At 53.1% G+C, this 25,749-nt stretch carries 26 protein-coding genes and 1 tRNA gene; 11 read left to right on the top strand and 16 right to left on the bottom strand.

Going from position 1 to position 25,749, the window contains the following annotated elements:
- Positions 1 to 70: 70 nt before the first annotated feature.
- From H8K27_RS10550 to minC, 6 genes are all read right to left on the bottom strand, one after another.
- Entirely contained in the window at positions 71 to 2,452 is a 2,382-nt protein-coding gene (locus tag H8K27_RS10550) for a CHASE2 and HATPase_c domain-containing protein (protein WP_230419200.1), read from the bottom strand.
- Positions 2,453 to 2,486: 34 nt separating this feature from the next.
- On the bottom strand, positions 2,487 to 4,190 hold the full coding sequence (locus H8K27_RS10545; protein ID WP_186863151.1) for a FecR family protein: 1,704 nt from the start codon (positions 4,188 to 4,190) through the stop codon (positions 2,487 to 2,489).
- A gap of 53 nt (positions 4,191 to 4,243) precedes the next feature.
- Entirely contained in the window at positions 4,244 to 4,936 is a 693-nt protein-coding gene (locus tag H8K27_RS10540; RefSeq protein ID WP_186863150.1) for a response regulator transcription factor, read from the bottom strand.
- A gap of 269 nt (positions 4,937 to 5,205) precedes the next feature.
- Positions 5,206 to 5,469 carry a cell division topological specificity factor MinE gene (minE, locus tag H8K27_RS10535; protein WP_176801541.1) on the bottom strand — a complete coding sequence of 88 codons (264 nt, stop codon included), beginning with the start codon at positions 5,467 to 5,469 and terminating at the stop codon, positions 5,206 to 5,208.
- 1 nt (position 5,470) lies between these two features.
- Positions 5,471 to 6,286, bottom strand: coding sequence for a septum site-determining protein MinD (gene minD / locus H8K27_RS10530; protein ID WP_186863149.1), 816 nt, complete (start codon positions 6,284 to 6,286; stop codon positions 5,471 to 5,473).
- A gap of 65 nt (positions 6,287 to 6,351) precedes the next feature.
- Complete coding sequence (minC, locus tag H8K27_RS10525) at positions 6,352 to 7,098, bottom strand: septum site-determining protein MinC (RefSeq protein WP_186863148.1); 747 nt, start codon at positions 7,096 to 7,098, stop codon at positions 6,352 to 6,354.
- 476 nt (positions 7,099 to 7,574) lie between these two features.
- Between minC and H8K27_RS10520 the strand changes: the two genes are divergently transcribed.
- From H8K27_RS10520 to H8K27_RS16705, 3 genes are all read left to right on the top strand, one after another.
- A complete protein-coding gene (locus H8K27_RS10520; protein WP_186863147.1) occupies positions 7,575 to 9,446 on the top strand; it encodes an AMP-dependent synthetase/ligase in 1,872 nt (623 codons plus the stop codon).
- A gap of 107 nt (positions 9,447 to 9,553) precedes the next feature.
- Positions 9,554 to 10,240 (top strand): transcription/translation regulatory transformer protein RfaH, encoded by a 687-nt coding sequence (gene rfaH / locus H8K27_RS10515; RefSeq protein ID WP_222610656.1) that lies wholly within the window; start codon positions 9,554 to 9,556, stop codon positions 10,238 to 10,240.
- A gap of 110 nt (positions 10,241 to 10,350) precedes the next feature.
- Complete coding sequence (locus H8K27_RS16705; protein WP_186863146.1) at positions 10,351 to 10,863, top strand: GNAT family N-acetyltransferase; 513 nt, start codon at positions 10,351 to 10,353, stop codon at positions 10,861 to 10,863.
- Here the strand turns inward: H8K27_RS16705 and H8K27_RS10505 are convergent.
- From H8K27_RS10505 to H8K27_RS10495, 3 genes are all read right to left on the bottom strand, one after another.
- Entirely contained in the window at positions 10,750 to 11,535 is a 786-nt protein-coding gene (locus tag H8K27_RS10505; protein WP_186863479.1) for a hypothetical protein, read from the bottom strand. The two genes, H8K27_RS16705 and H8K27_RS10505, sit on opposite strands and share 114 nt — an antisense overlap.
- Positions 11,451 to 12,185 carry a DUF6538 domain-containing protein gene (locus tag H8K27_RS10500; protein WP_186863145.1) on the bottom strand — a complete coding sequence of 245 codons (735 nt, stop codon included), beginning with the start codon at positions 12,183 to 12,185 and terminating at the stop codon, positions 11,451 to 11,453. The genes H8K27_RS10505 and H8K27_RS10500 overlap by 85 nt, the downstream gene beginning before the upstream one ends.
- 92 nt (positions 12,186 to 12,277) lie before the next feature.
- Positions 12,278 to 12,353 (bottom strand) — tRNA-Phe (locus H8K27_RS10495).
- A 155-nt stretch (positions 12,354 to 12,508) separates the two neighbouring features.
- On the opposite strand from H8K27_RS10495, the gene H8K27_RS10490 reads away from it, so the two are divergent.
- From H8K27_RS10490 to H8K27_RS10465, 6 genes are all read left to right on the top strand, one after another.
- The gene (locus H8K27_RS10490) at positions 12,509 to 13,714 is read left to right on the top strand and encodes an FAD-dependent monooxygenase (RefSeq protein ID WP_186863144.1); all 1,206 of its coding nucleotides are present in this window, start codon (positions 12,509 to 12,511) and stop codon (positions 13,712 to 13,714) included.
- Between the two features lie 10 nt (positions 13,715 to 13,724).
- Positions 13,725 to 14,468 carry a DsbC family protein gene (locus tag H8K27_RS10485; RefSeq protein WP_186863143.1) on the top strand — a complete coding sequence of 248 codons (744 nt, stop codon included), beginning with the start codon at positions 13,725 to 13,727 and terminating at the stop codon, positions 14,466 to 14,468.
- Between the two features lie 5 nt (positions 14,469 to 14,473).
- Positions 14,474 to 15,073 (top strand): nucleotidyltransferase family protein, encoded by a 600-nt coding sequence (locus H8K27_RS10480; RefSeq protein WP_186863142.1) that lies wholly within the window; start codon positions 14,474 to 14,476, stop codon positions 15,071 to 15,073.
- Between the two features lie 156 nt (positions 15,074 to 15,229).
- Entirely contained in the window at positions 15,230 to 15,682 is a 453-nt protein-coding gene (locus H8K27_RS10475; protein ID WP_186863141.1) for a DUF3429 domain-containing protein, read from the top strand.
- A gap of 59 nt (positions 15,683 to 15,741) precedes the next feature.
- A complete protein-coding gene (locus tag H8K27_RS10470) occupies positions 15,742 to 17,637 on the top strand; it encodes a M61 family metallopeptidase (RefSeq protein WP_186863140.1) in 1,896 nt (631 codons plus the stop codon).
- A 395-nt stretch (positions 17,638 to 18,032) separates the two neighbouring features.
- A complete protein-coding gene (locus H8K27_RS10465) occupies positions 18,033 to 18,386 on the top strand; it encodes a hypothetical protein (protein WP_186863139.1) in 354 nt (117 codons plus the stop codon).
- Positions 18,387 to 18,442: 56 nt separating this feature from the next.
- Here H8K27_RS10465 and trpC read toward each other — a convergent pair whose 3' ends face one another.
- The 6 genes from trpC to rpe form a co-directional block, all read right to left on the bottom strand.
- On the bottom strand, positions 18,443 to 19,246 hold the full coding sequence (gene trpC / locus H8K27_RS10460; RefSeq protein WP_186863138.1) for an indole-3-glycerol phosphate synthase TrpC: 804 nt from the start codon (positions 19,244 to 19,246) through the stop codon (positions 18,443 to 18,445).
- Between the two features lie 2 nt (positions 19,247 to 19,248).
- Positions 19,249 to 20,280 carry an anthranilate phosphoribosyltransferase gene (gene trpD / locus H8K27_RS10455; protein ID WP_186863137.1) on the bottom strand — a complete coding sequence of 344 codons (1,032 nt, stop codon included), beginning with the start codon at positions 20,278 to 20,280 and terminating at the stop codon, positions 19,249 to 19,251.
- Positions 20,277 to 20,849: an anthranilate synthase component II gene (locus tag H8K27_RS10450; protein ID WP_186863136.1), complete on the bottom strand. Its 573-nt coding sequence runs from the start codon at positions 20,847 to 20,849 to the stop codon at positions 20,277 to 20,279. Before H8K27_RS10450 ends, trpD begins: the two co-directional genes overlap by 4 nt.
- Positions 20,850 to 22,346, bottom strand: coding sequence for an anthranilate synthase component I (gene trpE, locus H8K27_RS10445; RefSeq protein ID WP_186863135.1), 1,497 nt, complete (start codon positions 22,344 to 22,346; stop codon positions 20,850 to 20,852).
- Between the two features lie 243 nt (positions 22,347 to 22,589).
- Positions 22,590 to 23,273 carry a phosphoglycolate phosphatase gene (locus H8K27_RS10440; protein ID WP_186863134.1) on the bottom strand — a complete coding sequence of 228 codons (684 nt, stop codon included), beginning with the start codon at positions 23,271 to 23,273 and terminating at the stop codon, positions 22,590 to 22,592.
- Positions 23,274 to 23,364: 91 nt separating this feature from the next.
- Positions 23,365 to 24,030 (bottom strand): ribulose-phosphate 3-epimerase, encoded by a 666-nt coding sequence (gene rpe, locus H8K27_RS10435; RefSeq protein WP_186863133.1) that lies wholly within the window; start codon positions 24,028 to 24,030, stop codon positions 23,365 to 23,367.
- 128 nt (positions 24,031 to 24,158) lie between these two features.
- On the opposite strand from rpe, the gene apaG reads away from it, so the two are divergent.
- Positions 24,159 to 24,533: a Co2+/Mg2+ efflux protein ApaG gene (gene apaG / locus H8K27_RS10430; protein WP_186863445.1), complete on the top strand. Its 375-nt coding sequence runs from the start codon at positions 24,159 to 24,161 to the stop codon at positions 24,531 to 24,533.
- On the opposite strand, the gene H8K27_RS10425 is transcribed toward apaG, so the two are convergent.
- On the bottom strand, positions 24,530 to 24,682 hold the full coding sequence (locus tag H8K27_RS10425; protein ID WP_186863132.1) for a hypothetical protein: 153 nt from the start codon (positions 24,680 to 24,682) through the stop codon (positions 24,530 to 24,532). The two genes, apaG and H8K27_RS10425, sit on opposite strands and share 4 nt — an antisense overlap.
- A 122-nt stretch (positions 24,683 to 24,804) precedes the next feature.
- Between H8K27_RS10425 and H8K27_RS10420 the strand changes: the two genes are divergently transcribed.
- A complete protein-coding gene (locus H8K27_RS10420; RefSeq protein WP_186863131.1) occupies positions 24,805 to 25,581 on the top strand; it encodes an enoyl-CoA hydratase in 777 nt (258 codons plus the stop codon).
- Positions 25,582 to 25,749: the final 168 nt, after the last annotated feature.

Raw genomic sequence — 25,749 nt, 5'->3', positions numbered from 1 at the left:
GGCGAGGAGACAGGCTGTCATTATAGCGCGTTGCAGCTATTAATTCCGGTAGTCACCGGCTTGATCTACCTCAAAGATGAGTTGATGGTAATTTGATATTGAAGGTGCTGCCTTCATTCGGCACGCTGGTGAAATCGATCTGGGCGTGATGCCGGTCCAGTACAGCTTTGATAAAGACCATGCCTAGCCCGACACCGTCTTGCCGTGGCTGATCCGCATTTTTAAAACGCTGGAACCGCTGAAACAATTTATTTTGCTCCGAACGGGGAATGCCGTATCCGTGATCGGCGATGCTGCAGATCACGGTGGCATCTGCCAGACGCTGTTCCAGCGTCAGGCTGCATTGAACCGAGGTATCGCGGGGGCTGTATTTGATGGCGTTAGACAGCAGATTCGTCAGTACGCGGGTCATCAGCGCACGGTCCGCCCGGACCGGATAGTCACCCGGTGGAATGCTGGTTTCCAGCCGGATATGCTTGGTTCTGGCGAGCGACCACATTTCTTCCGTGGCATCGAGCAGTATTTCGCGGAAATCGACGGTTTCAAACCGGTAGTCCTGCGATTCGGCACGTGCCAGCTGGACAAAATTATCGGCCAGACCCAGCGTGATGCGCGATGCTTTTTCTATGCGGGACAACAGCTCATCCTGCGGCAGTGCCGTGGCACTGTCTTTCTGCATTTCCAGCAACGCCAGAATGGAGGCCTGTGGTGCGCGCATGTCGTGGGAAATGAAGTGCAGAGTTTCGTCCCGGCTGCGCTCCGCCGCGCGGATCGCCGTGATGTCGATGATGCTGATAATCCAGCCAACCAGCATTTTTTCGGCGTTATAGCAGGGCGCACTTTTAATCAGGACATCATGGTTTAACGGATCGCGCACCTCAACGCCCTGCATCATGCTGGAGGTATGCTGCAGATCGAGAATATTCCACCAGCTGAAAGCCGGATCATTACTGTTGTCACTGACCTGCGGTGCGCTCATCCGGGAAAACAGGTAAGGCACCAGGGAATCGTTGACTTTTGGCAGACCGAGACTGGCGAAGTAGGTCAGCGCAGGCTGATTGGATAACAAAACGTTGCCATCGGTGGTTGTGACCAGCGTGGCGTCCGGCAGGCTGGCCAGGCTGTCGCTCACGAATTGCCGCAAATCGCGTACCCGTTCTGCTGCAATCCGCATCGCATTGATATGCTGCTCCAGTTTATCGGTGAGCACCGGGCGCGGGGCATCCTGAATATTGAGCTCAGGCATCAGATGCGGCTCTTTGTCGAGTGCAATAAACTCCTCGCCCAGATAGCGGATCGCCGCTTCCAGTCTGCGCCAGCTCCACAATGGGTAAGCCAGCGCGAGCGCGAGCAGGGCGCCCGTTGGCGGCAGCCAGTAGCCGGCGTACCGCATGGCGAGAAAACTGCCGGCAATGGTGATTGCCAGCAAAGTCGTGGTTGCCAGCAGGGCTTTTCTGGGCGACAGGCGCTGCAAGGCGATTAAACCGAGTAACGGAATGGCCAGGTTATACAATATGCTCTGCCAGCGCGTGGCCAGAATGATGGCACGCTCATCCAGCAGGCTGGCAAGAATATTGGCATTGATTTCAATGCCTGGCGTGGTGCCATCATTGCCCGAAACCGGCGTCGGATAAGAGTCCGTCATTCCCGGCGCGGTCGGCCCGATCAGGATGTATTTATTCCGGATAAAACTGTCGGGGACCTCGCCCCTGAGAACCGACACATACGGAACTGACTGAAAGTGGCCGCTGCCCCCGGAAAAAGGGATGTACATCCGGTAGTCGCGCTGCCAGATACCGGACAGATGATCCGACTTTGTCAAGGCCAGCGGCAGGCGCTGGCCCGGCAGGTAACGCTCGGTGCCGGACGGTATGTTTTGTGCGACGTCTTTCATGGCCAGCGCAAAATGCGGCCACCATTCATTCGACATTCCCTCCCGCAAAAAGACACTGCGTGCAATGCCATCCTGATCCGGTTCCAGATGAATATGGCTGATCTGCCGCGCCGCATTCGCCAGCAGCGGAATGGGGCGGGTGGTTTCCAGTCCTTTTCCGGTATTTTGCGGTATCAGCGGTAAGATCACCCGGTTGCTCTGGGTCATGGCATCGGCCAGCAACTGATCGCCGCTGATCTGATCGGTGGCCGCTTGCGGTTCTTCTTCGGTGAATAAAATATCGAGACCGATCGCAGCCGGGTTTGCTGCGTTCAATTGTTTTAGCAATTGCGCATGACGCTGGCGTGGCCACGGCCATTTGCCGAGCTCATTGAGACTGTAATCGTCAATCGCCACCACCAGTATGTCCTGCCGCGCTTCATGCACATTCCATTGCATGAAGCGGTCATACAGGATCATGTCGGCATGCTCCAGTTTTCTGAAAATGATCAGGCCGGCAGTGAGTGACAGGAGCAGAAAACTCAGGATGAGCCATTCGCGAAAGGCGATATGTTCCATCCGTGAGTGCTGATCCTCCTGCATGATTTAGCGATCAGAATCCGGGACGGACAATCTGCCCGCCGCTGACGACCGGTTCGCCGGTTCCACTGGTCCATTGCGGCAGGATGGTGATTTTTTGTGTGGCGGAAAATGCACCAACATAGCCATCCGGATCGGTGGCGCGAACCCGCAGGTAATACTGGCCGGCTGCTGGCCGCGCGATCTTCAGTTCTGCCTGATCCAGTTCTTTGGTGAGGTACAGCGTATGGAAGGCAGGATCGGTGGCAATCTGAATCAGGAAGCGCTGACCAGGTTCGGAACTCCAGCTGAACGACATCTGTTTGCCATCGCTGTCACCCATCGATGCCTGCGCTTGCGGCTGTGCAACCACGAATGCCTGCGTATCGCTGTACGGTCCCTGATCGGTCACGCCATTTTTCTGGATGACGGTTGCCACCCGCCAGAAATACTGACCGAGCGGAAGCGGGATGCCGGGTAATTGAACTTCCCTGATCTGGTTCCGGTCGGCCACCAGATCTTTGAATTCGCTGTCTCTGGCAATCTGCAGATGATAAAAATCAACCTGCGCTGCTTCAGTCCAGACGAAATCAACCGCTTCCGTACGAACCTTGTTTTTTGGCTGAATGGAAAATGGCGGCTCAGGGCGCGCCTTGAGGGTGAATGCCTGCAACATCGGCAGCCCCTCCAGCCCCAGCCGGTCAATAGCGGTGACGCGGATGAAATACTGACCGTCCGGCAGACCGTCAAACTTAAACCGGTTTTCTTTGAAACGATTTTCGGTCAGCACATCCAGTGCCTGCTGATCTTTGCTGATCTGGACACGGTAGGCGGCTGCAGCGGCCATTGGCTGAACGCTGAACTGCACGGTCGGGCGGATTTGCAGGGAGTAATCTGCTGCCAGTACCGGTGCCGGCAGCAGATCAATCGCTTTGCCGACGCCATGAGTATCGATGATATTGCCTTTACCTGCAGGCAGAACCAGGCCGGTATTTTTTTTGCCGGCAGCGCTGTCAACTGCCACGCCGCCTTCCAGCACTTCATTGCCGGTGCTGGCATCGCTGACACCAACCCGGAAATGGGTTCCGCGCACGCCGGCAATCGCCAGCGGCGTGCGGACTTCAAAACGGCCCTGATTACTGCTCAGGCTGCTGACGCGTGATTCGACTTTTCCTTCCAGCAGCGCAAGCTCGGTTCTGGGGCTGGCGGTGAACCGGGTCTGGCGTAATTTACTCACTTTGACCTGACTGTTGGAAGGGATGGAAATGCGCGACTCGTCCGGTAACGCCAGCGTCAGGAAGCCGTTTTTGCCGGTGATGATTTTTCCGCCTTCTTTCACGATGCTGCCAACAGCCAGAGCCGTTTCCTGGCCGTCATTGGCTGGCAGATAAGACGGTGTGCCGGCCAGCGCCACCACACGCGCCTGGCTTTCTTCTTCCGGTAATAATTCCAGCGGGATCAGGATGGCCGTGCCAACAGGAATTGCGCGGTCATCGGCGATTTTGTTGCGTTTGCTGAGTACTTTCCAGTTCATCGCCTTATCCGTGAAGCGCTTGGAAATGCCGGATAAGGTATCGCCTTGCAGTGCGAAATATGTCATATCCGGCGGCGTGGCCACGACGCTGCCCGGTGTGCCGGTGGGGTGGGCGGCCATAGCCGAACAGGATAATGTCAGCAGCGCAGCTATCAGACAATGACGGGTAAAACTGCGCCAGGCGAAGCGATTGTTGGATAGCATAATGATTGACTCTGGATAAAAAAGAACCGGGTCAGATGGCTGACCCGGGCGGTTTATTCTGCGGTGACCTGTTCCAGCCGGTAGCCATAGCTGTAGACCGGCGCCAGTCGGTATCCGTTTTCCGGCCTCAGTTCGAGTTTGCTGCGGACTCTGGAAATATGGGTGTCCATGGTTCTGGATGGAATGTCGACATCCCTGGACCAGACTGCTTCCAGAATGTAGGCGCGTGACAGAGGGCGCCCCAGATTTCTGAACAGGAGCAACGCAAGGTCGAATTCTTTCTGGGTCATTTCTACTGGAACATCATTGACACTGACACGCCCGGCGCGGGTTTCAAACTTGTAGATGCCGAACTGTAAATGTTCGGACGCCGTCTGGGTCGGATAGGCGCGACGCAACAGCGCCTGCACCCTCGCAACCAGTTCGCTGCGGCGTATCGGCTTGATCATGTAGTCATCCGCACCTGCCGCCAGTCCTGCGACAATATCATCTTCTCCTGAACGGCTGGTCATGAACAGTACCGGCAGCGTCGGGGAGAGTTTTTCGCGTACCCAATGCAGGATCTCGGTACCATTCAGATCAGGAACTTGCCAGTCCAGAATCAACATGTCGTAACTTTCACGACGTAATTGATGCAACATTTCCTTGCCGCTCAGGAATGGATGGCAGGTATGTCCTGCTGCATTCAAAATCGTGCAGACCAGTTCCAGCAGGTTGTTATCGTCGTCAAGTACAGCGATTCTCATGGATTGTTATCTTAGTGTCTGGCAATTGAGGAAGATTGCTTATCATTATATCGAAAGCAATTGAAAAAAATAAAATTTGTGAATAAATGTAACTTCACAAATCATTGTTTTACAGACAAATAGCGCTTTTTTAATAACAATTTTAAAAAATAACTGCTTCTGAAGCATCTTTCACATCATTTGCCGGAAGCGTGCTGCGCCGGATGCAGGCTGCTGTCAGCCCGCATCCGGCCGGCCTGTTCAGCGGGCTGAACGCACGCTGCATAGCTTTAATTGCGCATTTCCAGTTCCGGCAAGACCACATTCACATCCAACACTTCGAGGTTGCCCTGTTTGTCGAGGGAAACTTTGATATCTTCCGGACTGACTTTGGTGTATTTCGAAATGACGGCAATCAGCTCTTCCCGCAAGGCCGGCAGAAAATCATAGCCGTCGCGGCCAGTGCGTTCGCGGGCGATGATAATTTGCAGGCGTTCCTTGGCCGTGCTGGCTGTTTTGGGTTTACTGTTAAACAAAAAAGAAAGCAGAGCCATTTTATTTACCTCCGAAAATGCGCTGCAGCAGTCCTGGCTTTTCATAATTGATAAAACGCAGTGGGACATCTTGTCCGAGGAAGCGTGAAACGACATCTTCATAGGCTTCAGAAACATCACTGCCTTTCATATGAATGGCAGGGTTACCCTGATTGGATGCGTGCAGCACTGCTTCGGATTCAGGGATGACGCCGATCAGCGGAATGCGCAGAATTTCCTGCACATCGGTATAGGACAGCATTTCTCCGGCATCTACCCGTTTCGGGGAATAGCGGGTAATCAGCAAGTGTTCTTTGACCGGTTCGCCGCCGGCCTGTGCGCGTTTGGATTTCGCCTGAATAATGCCGAGAATCCGGTCAGAGTCGCGCACCGATGAAACTTCCGGATTAGTCACGACAATCGCCTCATCGGCAAAAGTCAGTGCCATCACTGCACCGCGCTCAATACCTGCCGGCGAATCGCAGACGATATATTCAAAATCCATTTTAATCAGATCGTTGAGCACGCGTTCAACGCCTTCTTCGGTCAGCGCGTCTTTATCGCGGGTTTGCGATGCCGGCAAAATAAACAGGTTGTCACAGTGTTTGTCCTTGATTAATGCCTGATTCAGCGTGGCTTCACCACTGATGACATTCACCAGATCATAGACGACACGCCGCTCGCAGCCCATGATCAGATCCAGATTGCGCAAGCCGACGTCAAAGTCCAGTACGGCAGTCTTGTGACCACGCATGGCCAGACCGGATGCAAAACTTGCGCTGGAAGTGGTTTTCCCCACTCCGCCCTTGCCGGATGTCACAACAATGATTCTTGCCACAAATAACTCCTTTTTAATCCGAAATAACTGAAGCGGGGGTGCTCAGCCAATAAAGTTTCAACGATCTAAGCCACTGATTTGAGGGATGATACTTCAATACTGTCGCCATTGAGCCGGACTTGCACAGGATGATTGGGCTGCAATGGCGGAAAGCCATTTTCAAAAGTCCGGTAAATCCCGGCAATGGAGACCAGCTCCGGTTCCATGGTCAGCGCAAAAATACGTGCTTCGGTGTTGCCGGTAGCGCCTGCCAGCGCCCGTCCGCGTAAAGGCGCGTAGATATGGATGCTACCATCGGCGATCACTTCCGCACCGTTATTCACCGCTGCGGTAATGATCAGGTCCGCTCCGCGCGCATAAATGCGCTGGCCCGCACGTACCGGCGTGTCAATGACCATGGCAGGGTTATTGCGGATGATGACTTGCGGTTCGGCAGGCGCGGTAACTACTGGCGCCGGCGCTTCCTGCTGCCGCAACTCTGTTTCCAGCCGCGGCTTGCTGACGACGTCAATACTGAGACCGTGCGAACGGATCAGTGCATGATCGGTCTCTCTGGCGTGGCGCACGGCGACCGGATGCAGACCATGTTGCCGGAACAACGGCAACAGCGCATTCCAGTCGACCGGGGTATCTGCAATCGCCTCAACGTCGATGACGGCAAATTCATCATCAAAAAAATCGGGCGATCCGGCAGTCATTTCCTGCAAGGCGGTTTCCAGCACGGAAACGGACGCTTCATGCAAAAGAACTGCAACAGCGACGACGGTGGAAATTTTGATTTCGATAGGTTTGCGCGTCAGACTGTTTTGCATAAATCCAGAGAAAAGTGGCGGTTACCAGACAATTCCTGCTGGAAACAGCGCCGCTATGGGCTGAGTCCGGAATGCCTGTGCGAATTTACAGTTCGCCATGAAAGGACTAATCCTACCAATTGATGAGCTGGATTGCAAAAATAAGCATCATTTGTTGGAAAGCTGCTAAAAGGCATGGTTAGGCATGATTACCACTCAACTAGTCACATGACCTATTTTTTGTCAATGACCCGGATTATTGCTTTGCCCTCCAGAGTCTCTATACTGCAGCGGATTCTGGCGTCAGCTAAGTTGTGGCGCCGGGTGCCGCTAAGTCTGCTCGCGCAGATGCATCCGGAATTCCGGAGAGGGCATACAATGCCAGTTATCTGAAGATGTCTGATGCTGCACCGGCTGCGCGACCTTCCCCAGCGCGCTGCCGGCATCGCATCAGCCAACGATCAATCTATCGCTTATTACAGCAGACACTTTTACTCATGTCTAATTCTAAGTCCCCTACTTCTGTCAGCGCATTATCCGGATTACAGACTTTGCCGGAGTTATTCACCTGGCGGGTTGCACAGACGCCGGATGCAGAGGCTTACCGTCAGTTTGATGAAAGCAGCGGTCAGTGGATCAGTTATTCCTGGCAGGAGACAGACCGGCAGGTAGGGCGTTTTGTCCAGGCACTGTCGGTGCTGCAGCCTGCGCATGGTGCACGGATCGCTATCCTGCTGCCCAATGGCCTGCATGCCGTCTGCATGGATCAGGCTGCTTTACGCATGGCTTGTGTCCCGGTGCCGATGCATGCGCTGGATAATCCGGAAAGTATTGCTTACATTCTCATGGACAGTGAGGCCAGTTTCCTGATTGCAGCAACGGATCAGCAGTGGGCTGCGGTGGCTGCCACAGGCATTGCAATGCCGGCATTGCGGCAAGTCGTGGTACTGGAAAAAACATCCGGTGCCGGAACCGGTATGGTGGGGCATATTCCGGTGCAGAGTCTTGAGCAATGGCTGGCGCATGGCGCTGCCGCCGCAGTGCCGGTCACCGTCGGTTTGCCGCAACCGGACGATCTCGCGGCGCTGGTCTATACCTCAGGCACCACGGGCAAACCGAAAGGCGTGATGCTGACGCATACGAATGTCATGTCGAATGTGAAAGCGGTGGTGCAACGGGTGTCGCCGCTGGTCAGCGACGTGTTCCTGTCATTCCTGCCACTTTCGCATACTTTTGAGCGCACTGCCGGTTATTACCTGCCGGTGGCGGCAGGCGCCTGCGTTGCGTTTTCGCGCTCGGTGAAACAATTGCCGGAAGATATGACGATTGTCCGTCCGACTATTCTGATTTCCGTTCCCCGCATTTACGAACGGGTGTACAGCGTGATCCAGACCAGGCTGGCGCAGTCGCCATTTCAGTCGTGGTTGTTTCGTTCTGCGATTGCCATTGGCTGGCGCCGGTTTTCGCGGGAACAGGGGTTATTGGAAAAAAGCGGCTTGCAGACCTGGACGGATGCGTTGCTGTGGACAGTGCTGGAACCGCTGGTGGCGACCAGGCTCCGGAATCAGTTTGGCGGCCGTTTGCGGGTGGCAGTCAGCGGCGGAGCTGCGTTGTCCGCCACGATTTCACAATGTTTTCTCGGGCTTGGCATTCCCATCGTGCAGGGCTACGGTATGACTGAAACCGCGCCGGTTGTCGCATTCAATGCGCCCGACGATAATGACCCCACGACCGTTGGCCGCGTCATGGCCGGTGTGGAGGTAAAAATCGGGGAAAACTCGGAATTACTGGTGCGCGGCCCGAACGTCATGCGCGGCTACTGGAAACGGGAAGAAGATACTGCAAAAGCAATGACTGACGGCTGGCTGCGGACCGGAGATCAGGCTGCTATCGTCAATGGCAGAGTGCGTATTCTGGGACGTGTCAAAGAAATTATCGTAACTTCCACCGGTGAAAAAATTGCACCGGTGGATCTGGAACTGGCCATCACCAGCGATCCGGTATTTGAACAGGCATATGCATTCGGTGACAACGCCCAGTTCATTGCCTGCGCCCTGGTTCTGAATCAGCGCTACTGGCAGGAACTGTCTACCGCCCTCAGTCTTGATCCGAAAAAGCCGGACAACCTGAATCTGTCACAGGTCACCGACGTGGTGCTCAAGCGTGTGCGTGAACTGACCAGAAGTTTCCCGTTTTACGCCCAGCCCAAGGCCGTCATCCTTTCACTGGAACCCTGGACGATTGAAAATACGCTCATCACACCAACCCTGAAACTGAAGCGCAATAACCTGGCAAAACATTTTGCCAGCGATATCACCCGCATTTACTCAGGAAAGCGCTGGACCGTGCAAGACGGCAGCAAAAATTGAGATATAGAAAAACAGGCAAGCGGACTACCGCTTGTCGTCAGGGTTGAGTTGACGGATTGCGAAGTCCTGCATTCGCATTGACTTTGTTAAAATCGATGGCGTAGCATATGAGACGCTGGATTTTGCCATTCTTGGCACAGCTTCTTTTGTTAACGATATTTTTCACCAAACAGCAATCATCTGTTTCTATGCAATCGCACATCACTGAAAAAACGGTAGTTGAGTTGGTAAGCTCTGATTGTTTGATGCATATATCATCTACGGCCAGTCCTGATCAGCCTGCCATCGTTTCTCCTGCAACGACAGCCTGGTATCTGCTCCATACCAAACCCCGGCAAGAAGAAGTAGCACTGATGAATCTTGAGCGTCAGGGTTATGAGTGCTATCTGCCGCTGATGCGCATTGAGCGAGCGCGGCGGCGTAAGGTAGCGACAGTTGCAGAACCGATGTTCCCACGTTACTTGTTTATCCGGCTAGATAGCAGCGATCAGGGAAAAAGCTGGTCGCCAATCCGGTCTACAACAGGGGTGAATCAACTGGTGCGCTTCGGTACCTGTGCAGCCAAGGTGGATGACGCACTCGTTAATCTGTTACGCCAGCGCGAACAACTGATGCCAACTGCTTCTATGTTCAATAACGGTGACGCCGTTGTGATCGCTGACGGACCATTTTCCGGTATGGAGGCGATCTATCAAAACACAGATCCAGAATGCCGCGCGATGATTCTGCTTGAAATGCTGAGTAAAACCGTACCGATGCAGATTGATGCAGGACGGTTGCTTAGGGTTGGCTGAACACCGAGTTCAGTCTTTTCACGTGATGATGAAAGTTTTTGTTACGCATCACATTAACTTGCTGTTAATGCTCGCTGAGCACTGCATGGTCCGCCGTAGGCACATATTGCTTGACGCTGTCGGAAAAAAACAATGGCACTAGCGTAGCGACGCTAGTCTTGCGCATACGCAATCCGTTTCAGGGATCTCGATGCGCCATGATTGGTATGGTTTGCGTTGACCAAGCCTGGCGTGGCCAGGGTTTAAGCACACAATTGCTTTCTAATGCGATTAATTTTTCTTCTGAGCAACAAATTAATTCGCTATTGTTGTGGACTACGCAACCAGGCATTTATAGTAGACATGGCTTTACTTCCGACACTGAAATTTGTGACACTTTTGGCCGTGTCACTCTCAATTCTGTGCGACCACGCGAGTATGTGAAATTTACCAAAGGAAGTCCAGGGACTTCCTTTGGTTTGCCGCCTTTTGGACAACGGCTAGTTCGTTTTGAAAGCGATTCTGCAGAATTAATTGCAGTAGAAACCTTGGGAGGGGTACCATCCACCGGAATAAGTTTCCACCTCATTTTTATCGTTAATATATTGCCAGATGTCACGGGCAGAGTTTGGGTCCCGACGTAATTTCCCATTAACGTCACCACTGGCAATCCACTCCTCGCCAGCACTCCTGAACGTGATCTTTGTTCCATCTGGGCGCGTCATTAGGATATAAGAAAGCACTCCTAGCAGTGCAGAACGGAAGAACTGTAGTCGTACTTCTGGCTGAACTTGGTTTTTCCATTGCTCGTAAATCGTTTCTGCTTTGGAGTCTGATTCTGAGACGGCAGTACTGAATTCAGCGTGTGCCACGAGCAAATCTTTGAACGTGGCCAAGGCTGCTCGTGTTACTTCTCGCGGGTGAAATGGCAAGGCAGGGATATTTACCAACCGATACCCGGAGGGCTGGGACTCTTCTTTTACTGATCTGAGGAAGCCCAGCAGTGTGTCACCTACTAGCATCACGGGGATTTTCATCTTCCATGCCGCGACTATATCGTCCAGTGTATTGTCGGAATTATTTTCTGTGGAAGTGGCACTGGTGAAGACCGGAGTGATGTGGTCAATGATCCAGTCGTAGGCCGTCCCCAAACGATATTTGGTTGGTGAGAGACATGGACCTTGGATTCGCCATTGCTGGATAACCGCGTTCGGCAGTCCAAGCCATTTCGCTAAATCTTCTTCACTGGTAAGGCGGGCATGCAGTGCAACTGTAGGTGTGGAATGTGCGACAGGGCTTCGTTGAAGTCCATGCATTCCTTGCGGGTGATTTCATGCACCATCCGCTGATCGCCGCCGATCATGATGCCGAACAACTCAAGGCTCTCGGTGTAAGATTTTTTTGTGGTTGCTGCAATGCCCTTCTTGGACAGCAGGTAGGAATCAAAGGCTTCTTTCAGCGTACTGGGCTTGATCGGCAAGGCTGCGGCAGGCTGGGTCAGTTCGGCCTTCAGCATTTGCGCCTCCGCCTTCAGTGCTTCCGTTTGCGGCACAACGATGGCAGGGGAGGTTGCGGGGGATGCTTGTACGGCACGGGTTGAGTGGATAAGTTGGGCGAAGCTCCTGAGCTCTTCCTGTGCGATTTGAGGATCGTCGCTGGTCTGAATGCGGGCAGCGGAGAAGCTGCCGTCCGTGTTGATCGTCAATCCTTCCACGATCAGCTTTTTTATACTTTCAGGGTCAAGGCTCTCTGGATCAATCGTCATGAGTCGCGTCAATCTGGAAATCAATGGCAGCATTGTGCCAGAGAGTTGGTAGCCCGTAAGCTTTGCGGTTTTGGGGCAACGGGTAAGCAGGGAGCGATTAAGTTCTGGCTGACCTAGAATGGCAGCGAGAATTTGTGGGAAAACGATTCGGAAATAAAAAACGCCGTGTCGAGAACGGCGTAGGTGTGAAGCTAATTTCATCGGTATCACCTCAATGTGAGGTGGAACACCTGTTTGGAACACCTGATATTTTGAAGATTAAAAACCTCAATCAGATCAACAACTTATAATCTTGGTGGCCCGGGGCGGAATCGAACCACCGACACAAGGATTTTCAATCCTCTGCTCTACCGACTGAGCTACCAGGCCAAGACCACGCATTATAGAGACTGAAGCTGTGTTTGGCAAGTCCCGTGGGCAGAAAAATTTCTGGCGGGGCGCGCGGGGTATTGATTTTGCGCATCGGAGGGGCGTTCGCCGGTGCCGTATAATGGGGGTCTTGTTTTCGGGCAGGATGAATTGCTATGACAGATAAAAGGGTTGATTGCGATATTTGCATCGTTGGCAATGGCGCAATTGGTAAGGCGGCTGCTTTAGGCTTGGCACAGGCGGGTTTGCGGGTGGTTGTACTGGGTCGTGATCAGGTGCTGCCAGCGGCGGATGCAGACTGGGATGTGCGTGTCTTTGCCTTGAATCATGTGGCGCAGGATTTGCTGGCTGCGCTGAAGGTCTGGGATGGCATGGATTTGCAACGTGTTTCTGTCGTTCACGGTATGGAAGTATGCGGTTGTCAGCCGGGTGGTGCCGCTCAGGATGCAGGTAAGCTGGTGTTTGATGCCTATGGTGCGCGCAGTGATGAGCTTGCCTGGATTGTGGAGGATAAGAATCTTAACCGGGCGCTTGATACGGCAATGCGATTTACGCAGAATTTGCATCTGGTGCAGGGCGCTGCAAAAAAAATGACAGCTGGGGAAGAGGCTGCTGAACTGATGCTGGATGATGACCGGGTGATCCGGGCGCAACTGATTGTCGGTGCCGATGGCGCACAATCCTGGGTCAGGGGACAGTGTGATATTGGCCTGGATTACCGCTCTTATGGACAGAAGGGCGTGGTCACAAATTTTGAATGTGAAAAGCCGCATCACGGCGTCGCACATCAGTGGTTTATTGAAGAGCAGGGCATCATCGCCCTGCTGCCGTTGCCCGGAAATCGCGTCTCACTGGTCTGGTCGGCACCGGATGCGCTGGCTGACACGCTGATGCGGGAACCATTGCCGGCGCTGGTTGAAAGGCTGGAAACATATTGCCTGCCTGCGCTGGGACATCTGACGCCGGTATTGCCGGAAAATATTAAAGCATTTCCGCTGACCCTGATGCGCCCGCATCAGATGGTTGCCGAACGGGTTGCATTAATCGGTGATGCAGCGCATGTGGTGCATCCGCTGGCAGGACATGGCATGAATCTCGGATTTGGCGATGTCGCTTGCCTGCTGCAGATACTGAAAGAGCGTGAGTCCTGCCGGGATTGCGGCGAAGCGCGTTTTCTGGAGCGTTATCGCAGGGCGCGCAAGGAGCAGGTTTTGCTGATGCAGGCCGCGACCGATGGATTGTCACGGCTGTTTGGTTCTGACCTGACGCCGGTGCGCCTGGCACGCAATCTGGGGTTGAACTTACTCAACCGATTGCCAGTCTTAAAGGGCCAATTAATTGCCCATGCTATGGGTAAATGAAGGATATTGAATGAAACTGAAGCACTATATTATTGCTGTGAACGCTGCTGTGATGCTGGTTGGCACCGGGCTGACCGTTGCACAGACACCGCAGGAAGCTGCTGTTAAAAAACTGGTTGAACCGCGTCTGGCAGACGGGATTAAAGTCGACTCGGTCACGAAAACGCCGTATGCCGGATTGTATGAAGTCAGGGTCGGCTCCGAGGTTTTGTATACGGATGAAAAAGCCCAGTATCTGTTCATCGGCAATGTAATTGACGCAAAAAACGGCGTCAATTACACCAAAGCCAGAACCGATGATCTGAGCCGGGTGAAATTTTCTGATTTGCCGCTGGAATCGGCGCTGAAGATGGTGAAAGGGGATGGCAAACGCGTGATTGCTGTGTTTGAGGATCCGAACTGCGGTTATTGCAAACGTCTGCGCAAAACATTGGCTGGTATGGACAATATTACGGTTTATACCTTTATGTACAATATTCTGTCGGAAGATTCCGCCGTCAAATCAAAAAACATCTGGTGTTCTGCCGATCGCAATAAAGCATGGGAAGACTGGATGCTGAACGGTAAAGCCGCAGCGCCGGCCCAGTCTAACTGCGTCACGCCAAACGACAAGATTCTCGCGCTGGGACAAAAGCTGCGGGTAAATGGCACACCGGCTATTTTCTTTGCAGATGGATCACGCGTACCTGGTGCGCTGGATGCCAAAGGGCTGGAGGAAAAATTTGCCAGCCTGCACAACGTCAAAGCTAACTGAGTCAGATGTCCTTTTCCGTGCCCTGCACAGGGATTCTGCTGGCTGCAGGGCGAGGGCGTCGCTATGACCTGTCCGGTGCCAGCGACAAACTGATGCAATTATTGCCGGATGGTCACACAGTCGCGCTGAGCAGCGCGCTGAATCTGCGGGCTGTCTTGCCCGATATGGTGGTTGTGGTGCGCCCTGATAATCCGGATCTGGTGCGCGAAATGGAACAGCATGGATTTCGCACGCTGATTTGCGAAGCGGCCGACACCGGCATGGCAGCATCGCTGACTTGCGCGCTGCGTGACACGATGGACAGTGCCGGATGGATCATTGCTTTGGGCGATATGCCATTTGTCCGGCCTGTGACGATTGCCGCCCTGCATCACAGCTTGCTAAACGGCGCGGATATTGCCGCACCGGTGTTTCAGGGGCGGCGGGGAAATCCGGTCGGATTCTCCAGAACACACTTGCCGGAATTGCTGCAGTTGAGCGGTGATCAGGGCGCACGTCATGTGCTGTCACACGCCAACGTCACCACTGTCAATGTTGACGATGCCGGTATTCTGCACGATGTCGATGTACCTGCAGACCTGATATTTCCTTCTGCGGCGTGCTGAACCTGTGCGACAGAAAACATGATTCCGGTAAGTGATTCCGCTCCAGATATATCTAAGTCTCCGATTTCCTCTTAAAATAGCGTTCTTTTGTCGTGACAGACGCAGCAAACCGGGTGGCGTAAAAAACGGTAGCGGCACACATAGTAGCGGAATGGTATGCATAAACTGAATCAAAAACTGGTCATCCGCCTCGGTTTCATCGGGTTGATTCCTTTCGTTTTACTGACACTGGCATGCTGGCTGGTGCATCCGGACTGGCTGGGATATTTCATCAAGGCGCAGCTGGCATATGGCATTGTGATTCTGTCTTTTCTCGGCGGGGTCCACTGGGGTGTCACCATCATGGCGGACGGCAAGGATGACGAGGAAACTAAAAAAGCCCTGATCTGGGGCGTGATTCCTACGCTGATCGCCTGGTGCTCATTAGGAAACATGCTGTTTGGTTTTCTGGTGCAGGTTGCCGGCTTTATCGCTGCTTACAAAATAGATAAAAAGCTGTATCAGAGTTACGCTGTTCCCGACTGGTTCATTGACTTGCGCCTGCAATTGACCCGTGTTGTCGTGACGGCGCAGATATTCACTTTCATCGCGGCCAACGTCCGTAGCTGACATCTCTGATCGCGGCAAAAAATCACAATCAACTACAACACAAAGAAAGATCGTTGAGCATGACAACAGCGACGAAGCCTGAGAGACACCGGCAAACCAGCAGTACACGGAGCAGCGCATTATCTCCGGCGGCCGTAAACAGCCCACTGCATTACAGCATTATTCCCAAAGATCTGGCAGGACATATTTTTGAGGTCACTCTGACGATTGCTGCGCCATCCGAAACCGGGCAGCTTGTCAGTCTGCCGGCATGGATTCCGGGCAGTTATATGGTGCGGGATTTTGCACGGCATATCCAGCAGATCAGTGCCAGTTGCGGCGGCAAAAAGATTGGATTGAAAAAACTGGATAAACATACCTGGCAGGCTGCGCCGTGTAAAGCTGCGCTGACCATCAGTTATGAAGTGTATGCATGGGATTTGTCCGTACGTGCGGCGCATCTGGACCAGACTCATGGATTCTTTAACGGCACCAGTGTTTTTCTGTCCGTGCATGGGCAGCAACATTTGCCGCATGTCGTCGATCTTCAGCGCGCGGCTGACCCGGCCTGCAAGACATGGCGGGTGGCAACTGCGTTGACCGAGCTGAAAGCGAAACGCTACGGTTTTGGCACTTACATTGCCCGTAATTATGATGAACTGATTGATCATCCGGTGGAAATGGGTGATTTCGCATTGGCCACCTTTGAAGCCTGCGGCGTTCCACATGATTTCGTGGTCACCGGCAAAGTCCCGAACATGGACATGGACCGCATGGTGGTCGATGTACGGAAAATCTGTGAAAGTCAGATTGCCCTGTTTGAACCCCGCTCCAAAAAAGCGCCGATGGATCGCTATGTATTCATGATCATGGCGGTCGGCGAAGGATACGGCGGATTGGAGCATCGCGCATCCACCGCGCTGATCTGCAACCGTAATGATATTCCCTTGAAACACCAGCCCGGTATGAGTGAGGGATATAAGGGTTTTCTTGGCTTGTGCAGCCATGAATATTTCCATACCTGGAATGTGAAGCGGATTAAGCCAGCGGTATTTGCTGATTACGATCTGAGTCGCGAAAATTACACCAGTCTGCTTTGGCTGTTTGAAGGCTTCACCAGTTATTACGATGATCTGATGCTGGTGCGGGCCGGCGTCATTGACGAAGCGGCTTACCTGAAAATGGTTGCGAAAACCATGAATCTGGTCACCCGCGGCAGCGGCCGCAAAAAGCAGAGCGTGGCGGAATCCAGCTTCGATGCCTGGACTAAATACTATCGTCAGGATGAAAATTCTCCCAATGCCATCGTCAGTTATTACACCAAAGGGTCACTGGTGGCGCTGGGGCTGGATCTGACCATACGCGCAGCAACAGCCGGAAAGAAATCGCTGGATGATGTGATGCGCGTGCTATGGCAGCAGTTCGGCAGGGATTTTTATGCCAAAGCCCTGACTGCGAAACAGCAAGGGCTGGCAGAAAATGAAATCGAATCCGTCATCATGAAGGCGACCGGTGTGGATGTCCGCCGTTTCCTGGATAAATATGTCCGTGGTACAGAAGACGTGCCACTGGCGAAGTTATATGCTGATTTTGGCGTTGCGGTTGACGCTGGTGATAACAGTCAAAAAGCCAGCCTGGGCATCAAGGTGGTGCGCGATGGGCAGGACTGTAAAATCGCAAACGTGTTTGAGGGCCACGCGGCACATCTGGCAGGTCTGTCCGCGCTCGACGTGCTCATCGCCATCAACGGATTGCGTGTCACTGCTGCCGATATCGCAGATGGATTGAGCGCCGCAACAGGGCGCTACCGTGTTGGAGAAACCGTGGAGATCCATGCTTTCCGTCGCGATGAACTGATGACCGTACATGCAAAATTGCAGGCGGAAGACATGCCTGCGGTATCGCTGAGCATTGCTTCATCGGGTAAAACACCGGGCCTCAACCGACCCAGTTCTCAGAAAAAGAATAGACAGTAACTAGCTGTATTCCGGTTGCTTCATAAAAAACCGCCGCACAGTGTCTGACTGTACGGCGGTTTTTTCATCTGAAGAGCAGGCAAGGAACTTTATTAAGATCCGTGCATCACATCTCATTATCTTTCTTGCAAAATAAGATGCGACTTCTCTTTGCTGCCTTTCCAGAATTCCGCTTGCAGAAGCTGATTTGCCTGTTGGGGATAATTGGCTTTCATATCATCCTGTTAGCTGGGTTGGGCGCACAACAAAAGCCGGTCACCAGCCGACAGATGTCGCCACTGTATATGGATGTCCACATACTTCGGATATCCGAACAGTCTCCTCAGCCTGTGCCAGAGATAAAAACTGAATTGGCAGTCAGAACAACGGCGCCATCACGTCCGCGCAAATTGAATGTGCCACAGCCCGTAGCCGTAGCACAGGATACAGCGCCGGCAGCTCCTCCTGATCAGCCATCCACCACCGCTGGCGTCAGTTCTGGTTTGCTTGATCTGGATGCTTTGCGGCACGACGCACTGGCAGCAGACAGGAAAACCCGGTTATCTGCACCACAATCCGCTGCCTGGGAAGCGCCGGCCCAGCTTCAGGCGGAGAGTCCATTGGGACAAAAAATCGCTGGCGCACAAAGAGCGAATTGCAGGAATGCATATGTGAATGGCGCTCAGATCGGTCCGATCTCCGTTTCCGGAATATTTGTTGCCGGTGTAATTCTGGCCGATACCTTGACAGGTACAGGATGCAAGTGGTGAGTAAAAGTGTGTGGCGTGAGCGATATGCCCGGTCAGTGCATACCTTATCAGGCCGTTCAGATGCCAAAGACTTTCGCCAGCTCTGCACCGGGATTTTCTGCCCGCATAAAAGCTTCTCCCACCAGGAATCCGTGTACATTGGCGGCACGCATCCGCGTGACGTCTGCAGCAGACATGATGCCGGATTCCGTGATCACCAGCTTGTCGGCAGCAATCCGGGGGAGTAACCCGAGCGTCGTTTCCAGCGATACTTCAAACGTCCGTAAATTCCGGTTATTAATCCCGATGAGTGGGGTCTTGAGTCTGAGTGCTGCTTCCAGCTCCTGCGCATCGTGGCTTTCGACCAGTACGCTCATGCCCAGTTCCTGCGCACAGGCCTCCAGTTCTGCCATCAGACCATGATCAAGTGCGGCAACGATCAGCAGGATACAGTCGGCACCCCATTGGCGCGCCTGATAAATCTGATAAGGATCAATAATGAAGTCTTTACGCAGTACAGGAATCGTGCAGGCGGCACGTGCCTGCTGCAGATATTCCGGAGCGCCCTGAAAAAAATTCACATCAGTCAATACCGACAGGCAGGCTGCACCGTGCGCCGCGTAGCTGGCAGCAATCTCGTCCGGGTGGAAGTCCGGACGCAGGATGCCTTTGGAGGGAGACGCCTTTTTGATCTCGGCAATCACAGCCGGCTGACCGGCTGTGATCCGCTGACGTAATGCGGCTTCGAAGTCGCGTAATTGTGCGCGGATTTCTTTGTTCGTTTCCACTTCATCGCGCAGACTGTTCAATGACTGATACTTGCTGGCTGCAACGATCTCGTTCTTTTTGACATCCAGAATTTGCTTGAGAATATCCGACATGTTTATTTTCCGAGTTGTTGAGTGACCTGAACAAACTGTTCCAGTTTGGCGCGCGCTGCTCCGGAAGCAATGGTTTCCCGGGCTTTCCGGACGCCGTCTGCAATGGATCCGGTAATGCCGGCGCCATACAGAGCTGTACCTGCATTCAGCGCGACGATATCGCGTGCCGGGCCATCGACGTTATTCATCACTTCCATGATCTTTTCGCGGGATTCTGCCGCACCATCGACTTTCAGATGGCGGTTGGACACCATCTGCAAACCAAAGTCTTCCGGATGAATATCGTATTCACGGATCTCACCGTTAATCAGTTCCCCGACCATGGTTGGGGCGCCGAGCGATACTTCATCCATATTGTCGCGCCCCCATACCACCAGCGCATGCTGCGCTCCCAGTCGTTGCAGCACACGGACCTGGATACCGACCAGGTCGGGATGGAACACGCCCATCAGGATGTTGGGCGCACCTGCGGGGTTGGTGAGTGGCCCCAGGATATTAAATATTGTGCGTACTCCCAGTTCTTTGCGGACGGGCGCAGCGTGCTTCATCGCGCCGTGGTGATTGGGGGCGAACATGAATCCGATACCGGTCTGTGCCACGGACTGGGCGATCTGCTCGGGAGTCAGGTTGATATTGGCGCCCAAAGATTCCAGCGCATCTGCACTGCCGGAAGAAGAGGAAACACTGCGTCCGCCATGTTTGGCAACGCGAGCTCCTGCGGCGGCAGTAACGAACATGGACGCTGTGGAGATATTGAACGTATTCGCACCGTCACCGCCTGTGCCGACGATATCGATCATGTTCTGAGTATTCGCCAGCGGCACTTTGGTGGAAAACTCGCGCATCACCTGTGCGGCAGCCGTAATTTCGCCGATACTTTCCTTTTTGACGCGCAATCCCATTGTCAGTGCGGTGATCATGACGGGGCTTAATTCACCACCCATCAGCTTGCGAAATAAAAACAGCATTTCATCGTGAAAAATTTCACGGTGTTCAATCAGGCGGGTTAATGCTTCTTGTTGGGTGATCGTCATGATGGTGTTCCAGTCAAAAAGTTTTTCAGCAGTGCATGGCCGTGCTCAGACAGAATGGATTCAGGATGAAACTGAACACCCTGCAGATCGAACTCTTTATGCCGGACGCCCATGATTTCTCCGTCATCCGTCCAGGCCGTGACTTCCAGACAAGCGGGCAGACTGGCACGTTCAATGGCGAGCGAATGGTAGCGGATCACGGTATAGGGACTGGGCAGGTTTTTGAACACGCCGACACCGGTGTGGGCGATCATGGAAGTTTTCCCGTGCATCACCTGCTTTGCACGCACAATGTTGCCACCGTATGCCGCGCCAATACTCTGATGACCCAGGCAGACTCCCAGAATCGGAATTTTTCCGGCGAAATGCTCAATGAGCGGGACGGAAATTCCGGCTTCATGCGGTGTGCATGGACCAGGAGAAATGCAGATATGATCTGGTTTCAGGGCGCTGATTTGTTCCAGCGTAATCTCGTCGTTGCGGAAAGTACGGACATCTTCACCCAGTTCGGCAAAATACTGCACGAGGTTATAGGTGAAGGAATCGTAGTTGTCGATCATCAGTAACATTTAAATTTCTCCATCCAGACCATCTTGAACCTGTTCTGCTGCACGCAATACGGCGCGGGCCTTATTCTCTGTTTCCTGCCATTCCATTTCCGGTACCGAGTCCGCCACCACGCCGGCCGCCGCCTGTACATACAGCATGCCGTCTTTCAGCACGCCGGTGCGGATGGCGATGGCGAGATCCATTTCGCCGCCGAACGATAAATAGCCGCAGGCACCGCCGTAGATACCGCGCTTGACCGGTTCCAGTTCGTCAATCAGTTCCATCGCCCGGACTTTCGGTGCGCCGGATAAGGTGCCTGCAGGGAAGGTTGCTTTCAGCACGTCCAGATTGGAAAGATTAGGCTGCAAGATACCTTCGACATTCGATACGATGTGCTGCACATGCGAGTATTTTTCGATCACCATCTGGTCAGTAACTTTCACACTGCCTGTCTGCGCGATGCGTCCGATATCGTTGCGCGCCAGGTCGATCAGCATCACGTGCTCGGCGATTTCTTTCGGGTCTGCCAATAATTCTCTGGCCAGCTCTGCATCGCGTTCCGGTGTGGCGCCGCGGGGACGGGTGCCGGCCAGTGGTCTAATCGTGACTTTTTTGTTGCCGTCATTCAGCGCTTCGTTCCGCACCAGGATTTCCGGTGATGCACCGATAATCTGCATGTCCCCGAAATTGTAGAAATACATGTAGGGCGAAGGATTCAGGGAGCGCAGTGCACGATACAGCGACAAGGGAGAGTCGACGTAAGGCTTTCGGATACGTTGCCCGACCTGCACCTGCATCAGATCACCCGCCATGATGTATTCCTTGGCTTTTTCGACGGCCTTTAAGTAATCCTCTTTGGAAAAATCGCGGATGGATTCAGTACGGACGGAAGAGGATGTGACCGGCGCATCGACGTTACGGCGCAGCATCGCGCGCAGGTCTTTGAGGCGTTGACGTGCTTTACTCCATGCTTCCGGTTGCGCCGGGTCTGCATACACAATCAGGTAGAGCTTGCCGGACACGTTATCAATCACCGCCAGTTCTTCGGTCAGCAAGAGCTGAATCTCGGGTAATTTCAGATCATCTTTCGGCGCTTTGCCGGCCAGCCGTTTTTCCACATAGCGCACGGCGTCATAACCGAAATACCCTGCCAGACCTCCGCAAAACCGCGGCAGGCCAGGACGCAGGGCGACCTTGAAGCGGCTTTGGTAGGCGGCGATAAATTCCAGCGGATTCTGCTGATGTGTTTCGATGACGTCGCCGTTTTTGACTACTTCAACCGTCTCACCGATGCTGCGCACCAGTGTGCTGGCAGGTAAGCCGATAAAGGAATAACGCCCGAAGCGCTCGCCACCCATCACTGATTCCAGCAGGAAGGTATTTTTTCCTGCATTCTGACTTTGGGCGAGTTTCAGGTACAGCGTCAGAGGGGTTTCCAGGTCGGCGAATGCTTCCGCAATCATGGGGATACGGTTGTAGCCTTGCGCGGCCAACGATTTGAATTCGAGTTCAGTCATGATTTTCTTTCAGCCGCCCGTATGTGTGCCTGCGGCAGACATAGTGGGACACTTCTGGGTGTATGGACGGATAAAACAGATTGATATAACAAACAAGAAGTTGTGCAGGGGATGCGCACAGCTACTCGCGGCATTCAGTAAATTAACAGAATTGCCAGCGTCGCCATAGCCAGGCCTCAAAGGCGCCTGGTGTCATTGTCGGACGTTTGTTATTGAAAGACATACTTGATTGGAATGATGAAATTAATGTTGAATTTCTGTATTCAGCAGTTTTGCTGCCTCTAACAGAGAGCCGACTATACCATCACTTTCAATATTTTGTACAGGCTCGCCATGATTATATCCATAGGGAACACTCAGCACCGGACAACCGGCGGCGCGTGCCGCTATCGCATCATTGCTGGAGTCCCCGATCGCCAGCACATGCTGCGGAGGTAAGGCAAATTGCTGACAGACTTTTAATAATGGCAGGGGATCAGGTTTCTTTTTCGGGAATGAGTCGCCACCGTAAACCAGCTCAAAATAAGAGGATAAGCCTGTTTTCTGCATCAGCGGCACGGCAAAAGCGAGCGGTTTGTTGGTCACGCAGGCCAGCCGTAAACCCATTTGCCGGAACGCCTGCAATCCCTCCGTGACTTCAGGATAAAGGCTGCAATGGTTGCCATTGATGGTCAGATAGTGGCGCTGATAGGCATCCATCGCGGCATTAAACAGTTGCCCGGCTTCGTGCGTGGCGAGACCAATTGCCAGAACCTGGCGGATCAGGTGTTCGGAGCCCTTGCCGACCATGCGTTTGATTTGCTCCAGAGTCAGCGGTTTCAGATTGAATTCGGCCCGCATGTGGTTGATGGCGACCAGAAAATCCGGTGCAGTGTCGAGCATGGTGCCGTCGAGATCAATGATGACGGCTTGAATGGAGGAGAGCATAAGTAACTGGCTGGTGTACATTGTGATGCGATAAGCAGTCAGATCAGCCTATCGCATTGCCGGGATAACAGGATTGAGGAGCGTGGCGTGTTCAGACTTTCATTAATTCGCCGCGCATGGAATCAATAACAGCTTTGTAGTCAGGCTTTCCGAAAATAGCGGAGCCGGCGACGAAGGTATCTGCGCCTGCGGCGGCGATTTCTGCAATGTTGTCCACTTTCACACCGCCGTCGACCTGCAACATGATATTGCGGCCAGAATCATCAATCATCTTTCTGACTGCGGCGATTTTTTTCAGGGTATGCGGAATGAAGGATTGTCCGCCAAAACCCGGATTGACAGACATCAGCAAAATCAGATCCAACTTATCCATGACATGCTCCAGCACATGCAGCGGTGTGGCCGGATTGAGTACCAGTCCGGCCATGCAGCCATGATCACGGATCAGTTGCAGGCTGCGGTCAATGTGCTCAGAGCCTTCCGGATGGAAACTGATGATATTCGCTCCCGCTTTCGCAAAGTCAGGAATAATGCGGTCAACCGGCTTGACCATCAGGTGTACGTCTATCGGTACCTGCACATGAGGACGTATCGCTTCGCAGACGAGTGGGCCGATCGTGAGATTGGGAACGTAATGATTGTCCATGACATCAAAGTGGATCATGTCGGCCCCGGCGGCGACGACATTACGCACTTCTTCCCCCAGACGGGAAAAATCTGCGGACAAGATGCTGGGAGCAATACGATAGGTGGTCATGAGAAAATATCCTGCAAATAATCAATACGCTATTTTACCTTGCCCGGACGATGCCGGCAGTGGCAAGGTCTGGCACAATGCTTGTTTGTATATTTTGTGGTTATTCTGAAATGGACGAAAAGGCGGATATGGCAACCTATCAGATGAGCGTCTCAGTGGTGACGCAATATTTACCGGAGCAATCCGAACCGGATCGTGACAGCTTTGTTTTTGCTTATACCATTACGATAAAAAATACCGGCACTGTCGCGGCGCAGCTGATCTCGCGCCACTGGATCATCAATGACGCCAATAATCAGACGGAAGAGGTCCGTGGATTGGGCGTGGTCGGGCATCAGCCATTTTTACCGCCCGGCCAAAGTTTCGAATACACCAGCGGCAGCATCCTGAAGACACCTCAGGGCACAATGAAGGGTTCCTATTTCTGCGTTGCAGAGGACGGGCACCGATTTGAGGTGGACATTCCGGAATTTGTATTGTCTTTGCCGAGAACCCTGCACTAGCGATGCCGGCTGCTGTCGGTATCCTGATGCTCTGCGTCCTGGGGCTGCGGTGTTTTTGTGTTTTCGGTGCGACCGGAAAACATCGTCCACCAGACGATAAAAATTAAGATACCAAGAGCGATTCCTGCCTCCAGTGCCAATACCCACATGTCAGTTACCTTCGCTGATAAAGTTGACGTGATTGATCATATGCAGCCCGGGGTGACATGATGTATGCAATGATCACCGCCAGGATTTTTCTGAAGTCTACACACAATCGATAGGAGTACATATGGAATTCGAATGCATCATTCTTGAAATTAAGGAAAAGGTCGGCCTGATCACTTTACATCGTCCTAAGGCGCTGAATGCCCTGAACGATCAGCTGATGAATGAATTGGGCAGTGCGCTCAAGAGTCTCGATAGCAATGAGGCAATCCAGTGCATCGTCATTACCGGCAGTGAGAAAGCTTTTGCCGCTGGCGCTGATATCGCGGCAATGGCGAATTACAGTTTTATGGATACCTACAAAGGGGATTACATCACCCGCAATTGGGAAACTATCCGCCAGATCCGCAAGCCGGTGATTGCGGCGGTTGCCGGCTATGCGCTGGGCGGCGGGTGTGAATTGGCGATGATGTGTGATTTCATTATTGCTGCAGAAAATGCCAAATTCGGCCAGCCCGAGATTAAGCTGGGCACATTACCCGGCGCGGGCGGCACTCAACGCCTGCCGCGGGCGATTTCCAAATCCAAAGCAATGGACATGTGCCTGACCGCACGCATGATGGATGCTGCCGAGGCTGAACGCGCAGGACTGGTCTCAAGAGTTGTTCCGCTGGAGATGCTGCTGGAAGAGGCAATGGCTGCAGCCAGTACGATCGCCAGTATGTCGCTGCCGATCGTCATGATGATTAAAGAGTCGGTGAACCGGGCTTATGAGACGACCTTGTCGGAAGGTGTGCATTTTGAGCGCCGCTTATTCCAGGCGAGTTTTGGAACGGAAGATCAGAAGGAGGGGATGGCAGCGTTCCTGGAAAAACGATCCGCCGTTTTTAAAAATCAATAACTGCATAAATAATTTAAATGAAGGACTTGTCATCGCCGGAAAAGTCGTTCATAATCTCGTTTCTCTGCTGCTGACGAACAAAACGCTTCGCCAGCAAGCTCTAAAAGCCAGCAGACAAGACAGCGATCTTTAACAATTAACAGTCAATAAATGTGGGCACTTGATGAA

This window comes from Cognatundibacterium griseum, from assembly GCF_014284195.1.
Classification (GTDB): domain Bacteria; phylum Pseudomonadota; class Gammaproteobacteria; order Burkholderiales; family Burkholderiaceae_D; genus Undibacterium; species Undibacterium griseum.
This window is presented reverse-complemented; position numbering and strand designations above follow the sequence as displayed.

Coding starts and splice junctions, on each gene's coding strand:
- H8K27_RS10545 (WP_186863151.1), bottom strand. CDS start 4,190: ATGCTATCCAACAATCGCTTCGCCTGGCGCAGTTTTACCCGTCATTGT.
- H8K27_RS10500 (WP_186863145.1), bottom strand. CDS start 12,185: ATGAAATTAGCTTCACACCTACGCCGTTCTCGACACGGCGTTTTTTAT.
- H8K27_RS10550 (WP_230419200.1), bottom strand. CDS start 2,452: ATGGAACATATCGCCTTTCGCGAATGGCTCATCCTGAGTTTTCTGCTC.
- trpD (WP_186863137.1), bottom strand. CDS start 20,280: ATGACGATCACCCAACAAGAAGCATTAACCCGCCTGATTGAACACCGT.
- trpE (WP_186863135.1), bottom strand. CDS start 22,346: ATGACTGAACTCGAATTCAAATCGTTGGCCGCGCAAGGCTACAACCGT.
- H8K27_RS10490 (WP_186863144.1), top strand. CDS start 12,509: ATGACAGATAAAAGGGTTGATTGCGATATTTGCATCGTTGGCAATGGC.
- rpe (WP_186863133.1), bottom strand. CDS start 24,030: ATGACCACCTATCGTATTGCTCCCAGCATCTTGTCCGCAGATTTTTCC.
- H8K27_RS10420 (WP_186863131.1), top strand. CDS start 24,805: ATGGAATTCGAATGCATCATTCTTGAAATTAAGGAAAAGGTCGGCCTG.
- H8K27_RS10450 (WP_186863136.1), bottom strand. CDS start 20,849: ATGTTACTGATGATCGACAACTACGATTCCTTCACCTATAACCTCGTG.
- H8K27_RS10540 (WP_186863150.1), bottom strand. CDS start 4,936: ATGAGAATCGCTGTACTTGACGACGATAACAACCTGCTGGAACTGGTC.
- H8K27_RS10440 (WP_186863134.1), bottom strand. CDS start 23,273: ATGCTCTCCTCCATTCAAGCCGTCATCATTGATCTCGACGGCACCATG.
- H8K27_RS10480 (WP_186863142.1), top strand. CDS start 14,474: ATGTCCTTTTCCGTGCCCTGCACAGGGATTCTGCTGGCTGCAGGGCGA.
- apaG (WP_186863445.1), top strand. CDS start 24,159: ATGGCAACCTATCAGATGAGCGTCTCAGTGGTGACGCAATATTTACCG.
- H8K27_RS10520 (WP_186863147.1), top strand. CDS start 7,575: ATGTCTAATTCTAAGTCCCCTACTTCTGTCAGCGCATTATCCGGATTA.
- trpC (WP_186863138.1), bottom strand. CDS start 19,246: ATGTCGGATATTCTCAAGCAAATTCTGGATGTCAAAAAGAACGAGATC.
- H8K27_RS10475 (WP_186863141.1), top strand. CDS start 15,230: ATGCATAAACTGAATCAAAAACTGGTCATCCGCCTCGGTTTCATCGGG.
- rfaH (WP_222610656.1), top strand. CDS start 9,554: ATGAGACGCTGGATTTTGCCATTCTTGGCACAGCTTCTTTTGTTAACG.
- minE (WP_176801541.1), bottom strand. CDS start 5,469: ATGGCTCTGCTTTCTTTTTTGTTTAACAGTAAACCCAAAACAGCCAGC.
- H8K27_RS10505 (WP_186863479.1), bottom strand. CDS start 11,535: ATGCATGGACTTCAACGAAGCCCTGTCGCACATTCCACACCTACAGTT.
- H8K27_RS10485 (WP_186863143.1), top strand. CDS start 13,725: ATGAAACTGAAGCACTATATTATTGCTGTGAACGCTGCTGTGATGCTG.
- minC (WP_186863148.1), bottom strand. CDS start 7,098: ATGCAAAACAGTCTGACGCGCAAACCTATCGAAATCAAAATTTCCACC.
- H8K27_RS10470 (WP_186863140.1), top strand. CDS start 15,742: ATGACAACAGCGACGAAGCCTGAGAGACACCGGCAAACCAGCAGTACA.
- H8K27_RS10425 (WP_186863132.1), bottom strand. CDS start 24,682: ATGTGGGTATTGGCACTGGAGGCAGGAATCGCTCTTGGTATCTTAATT.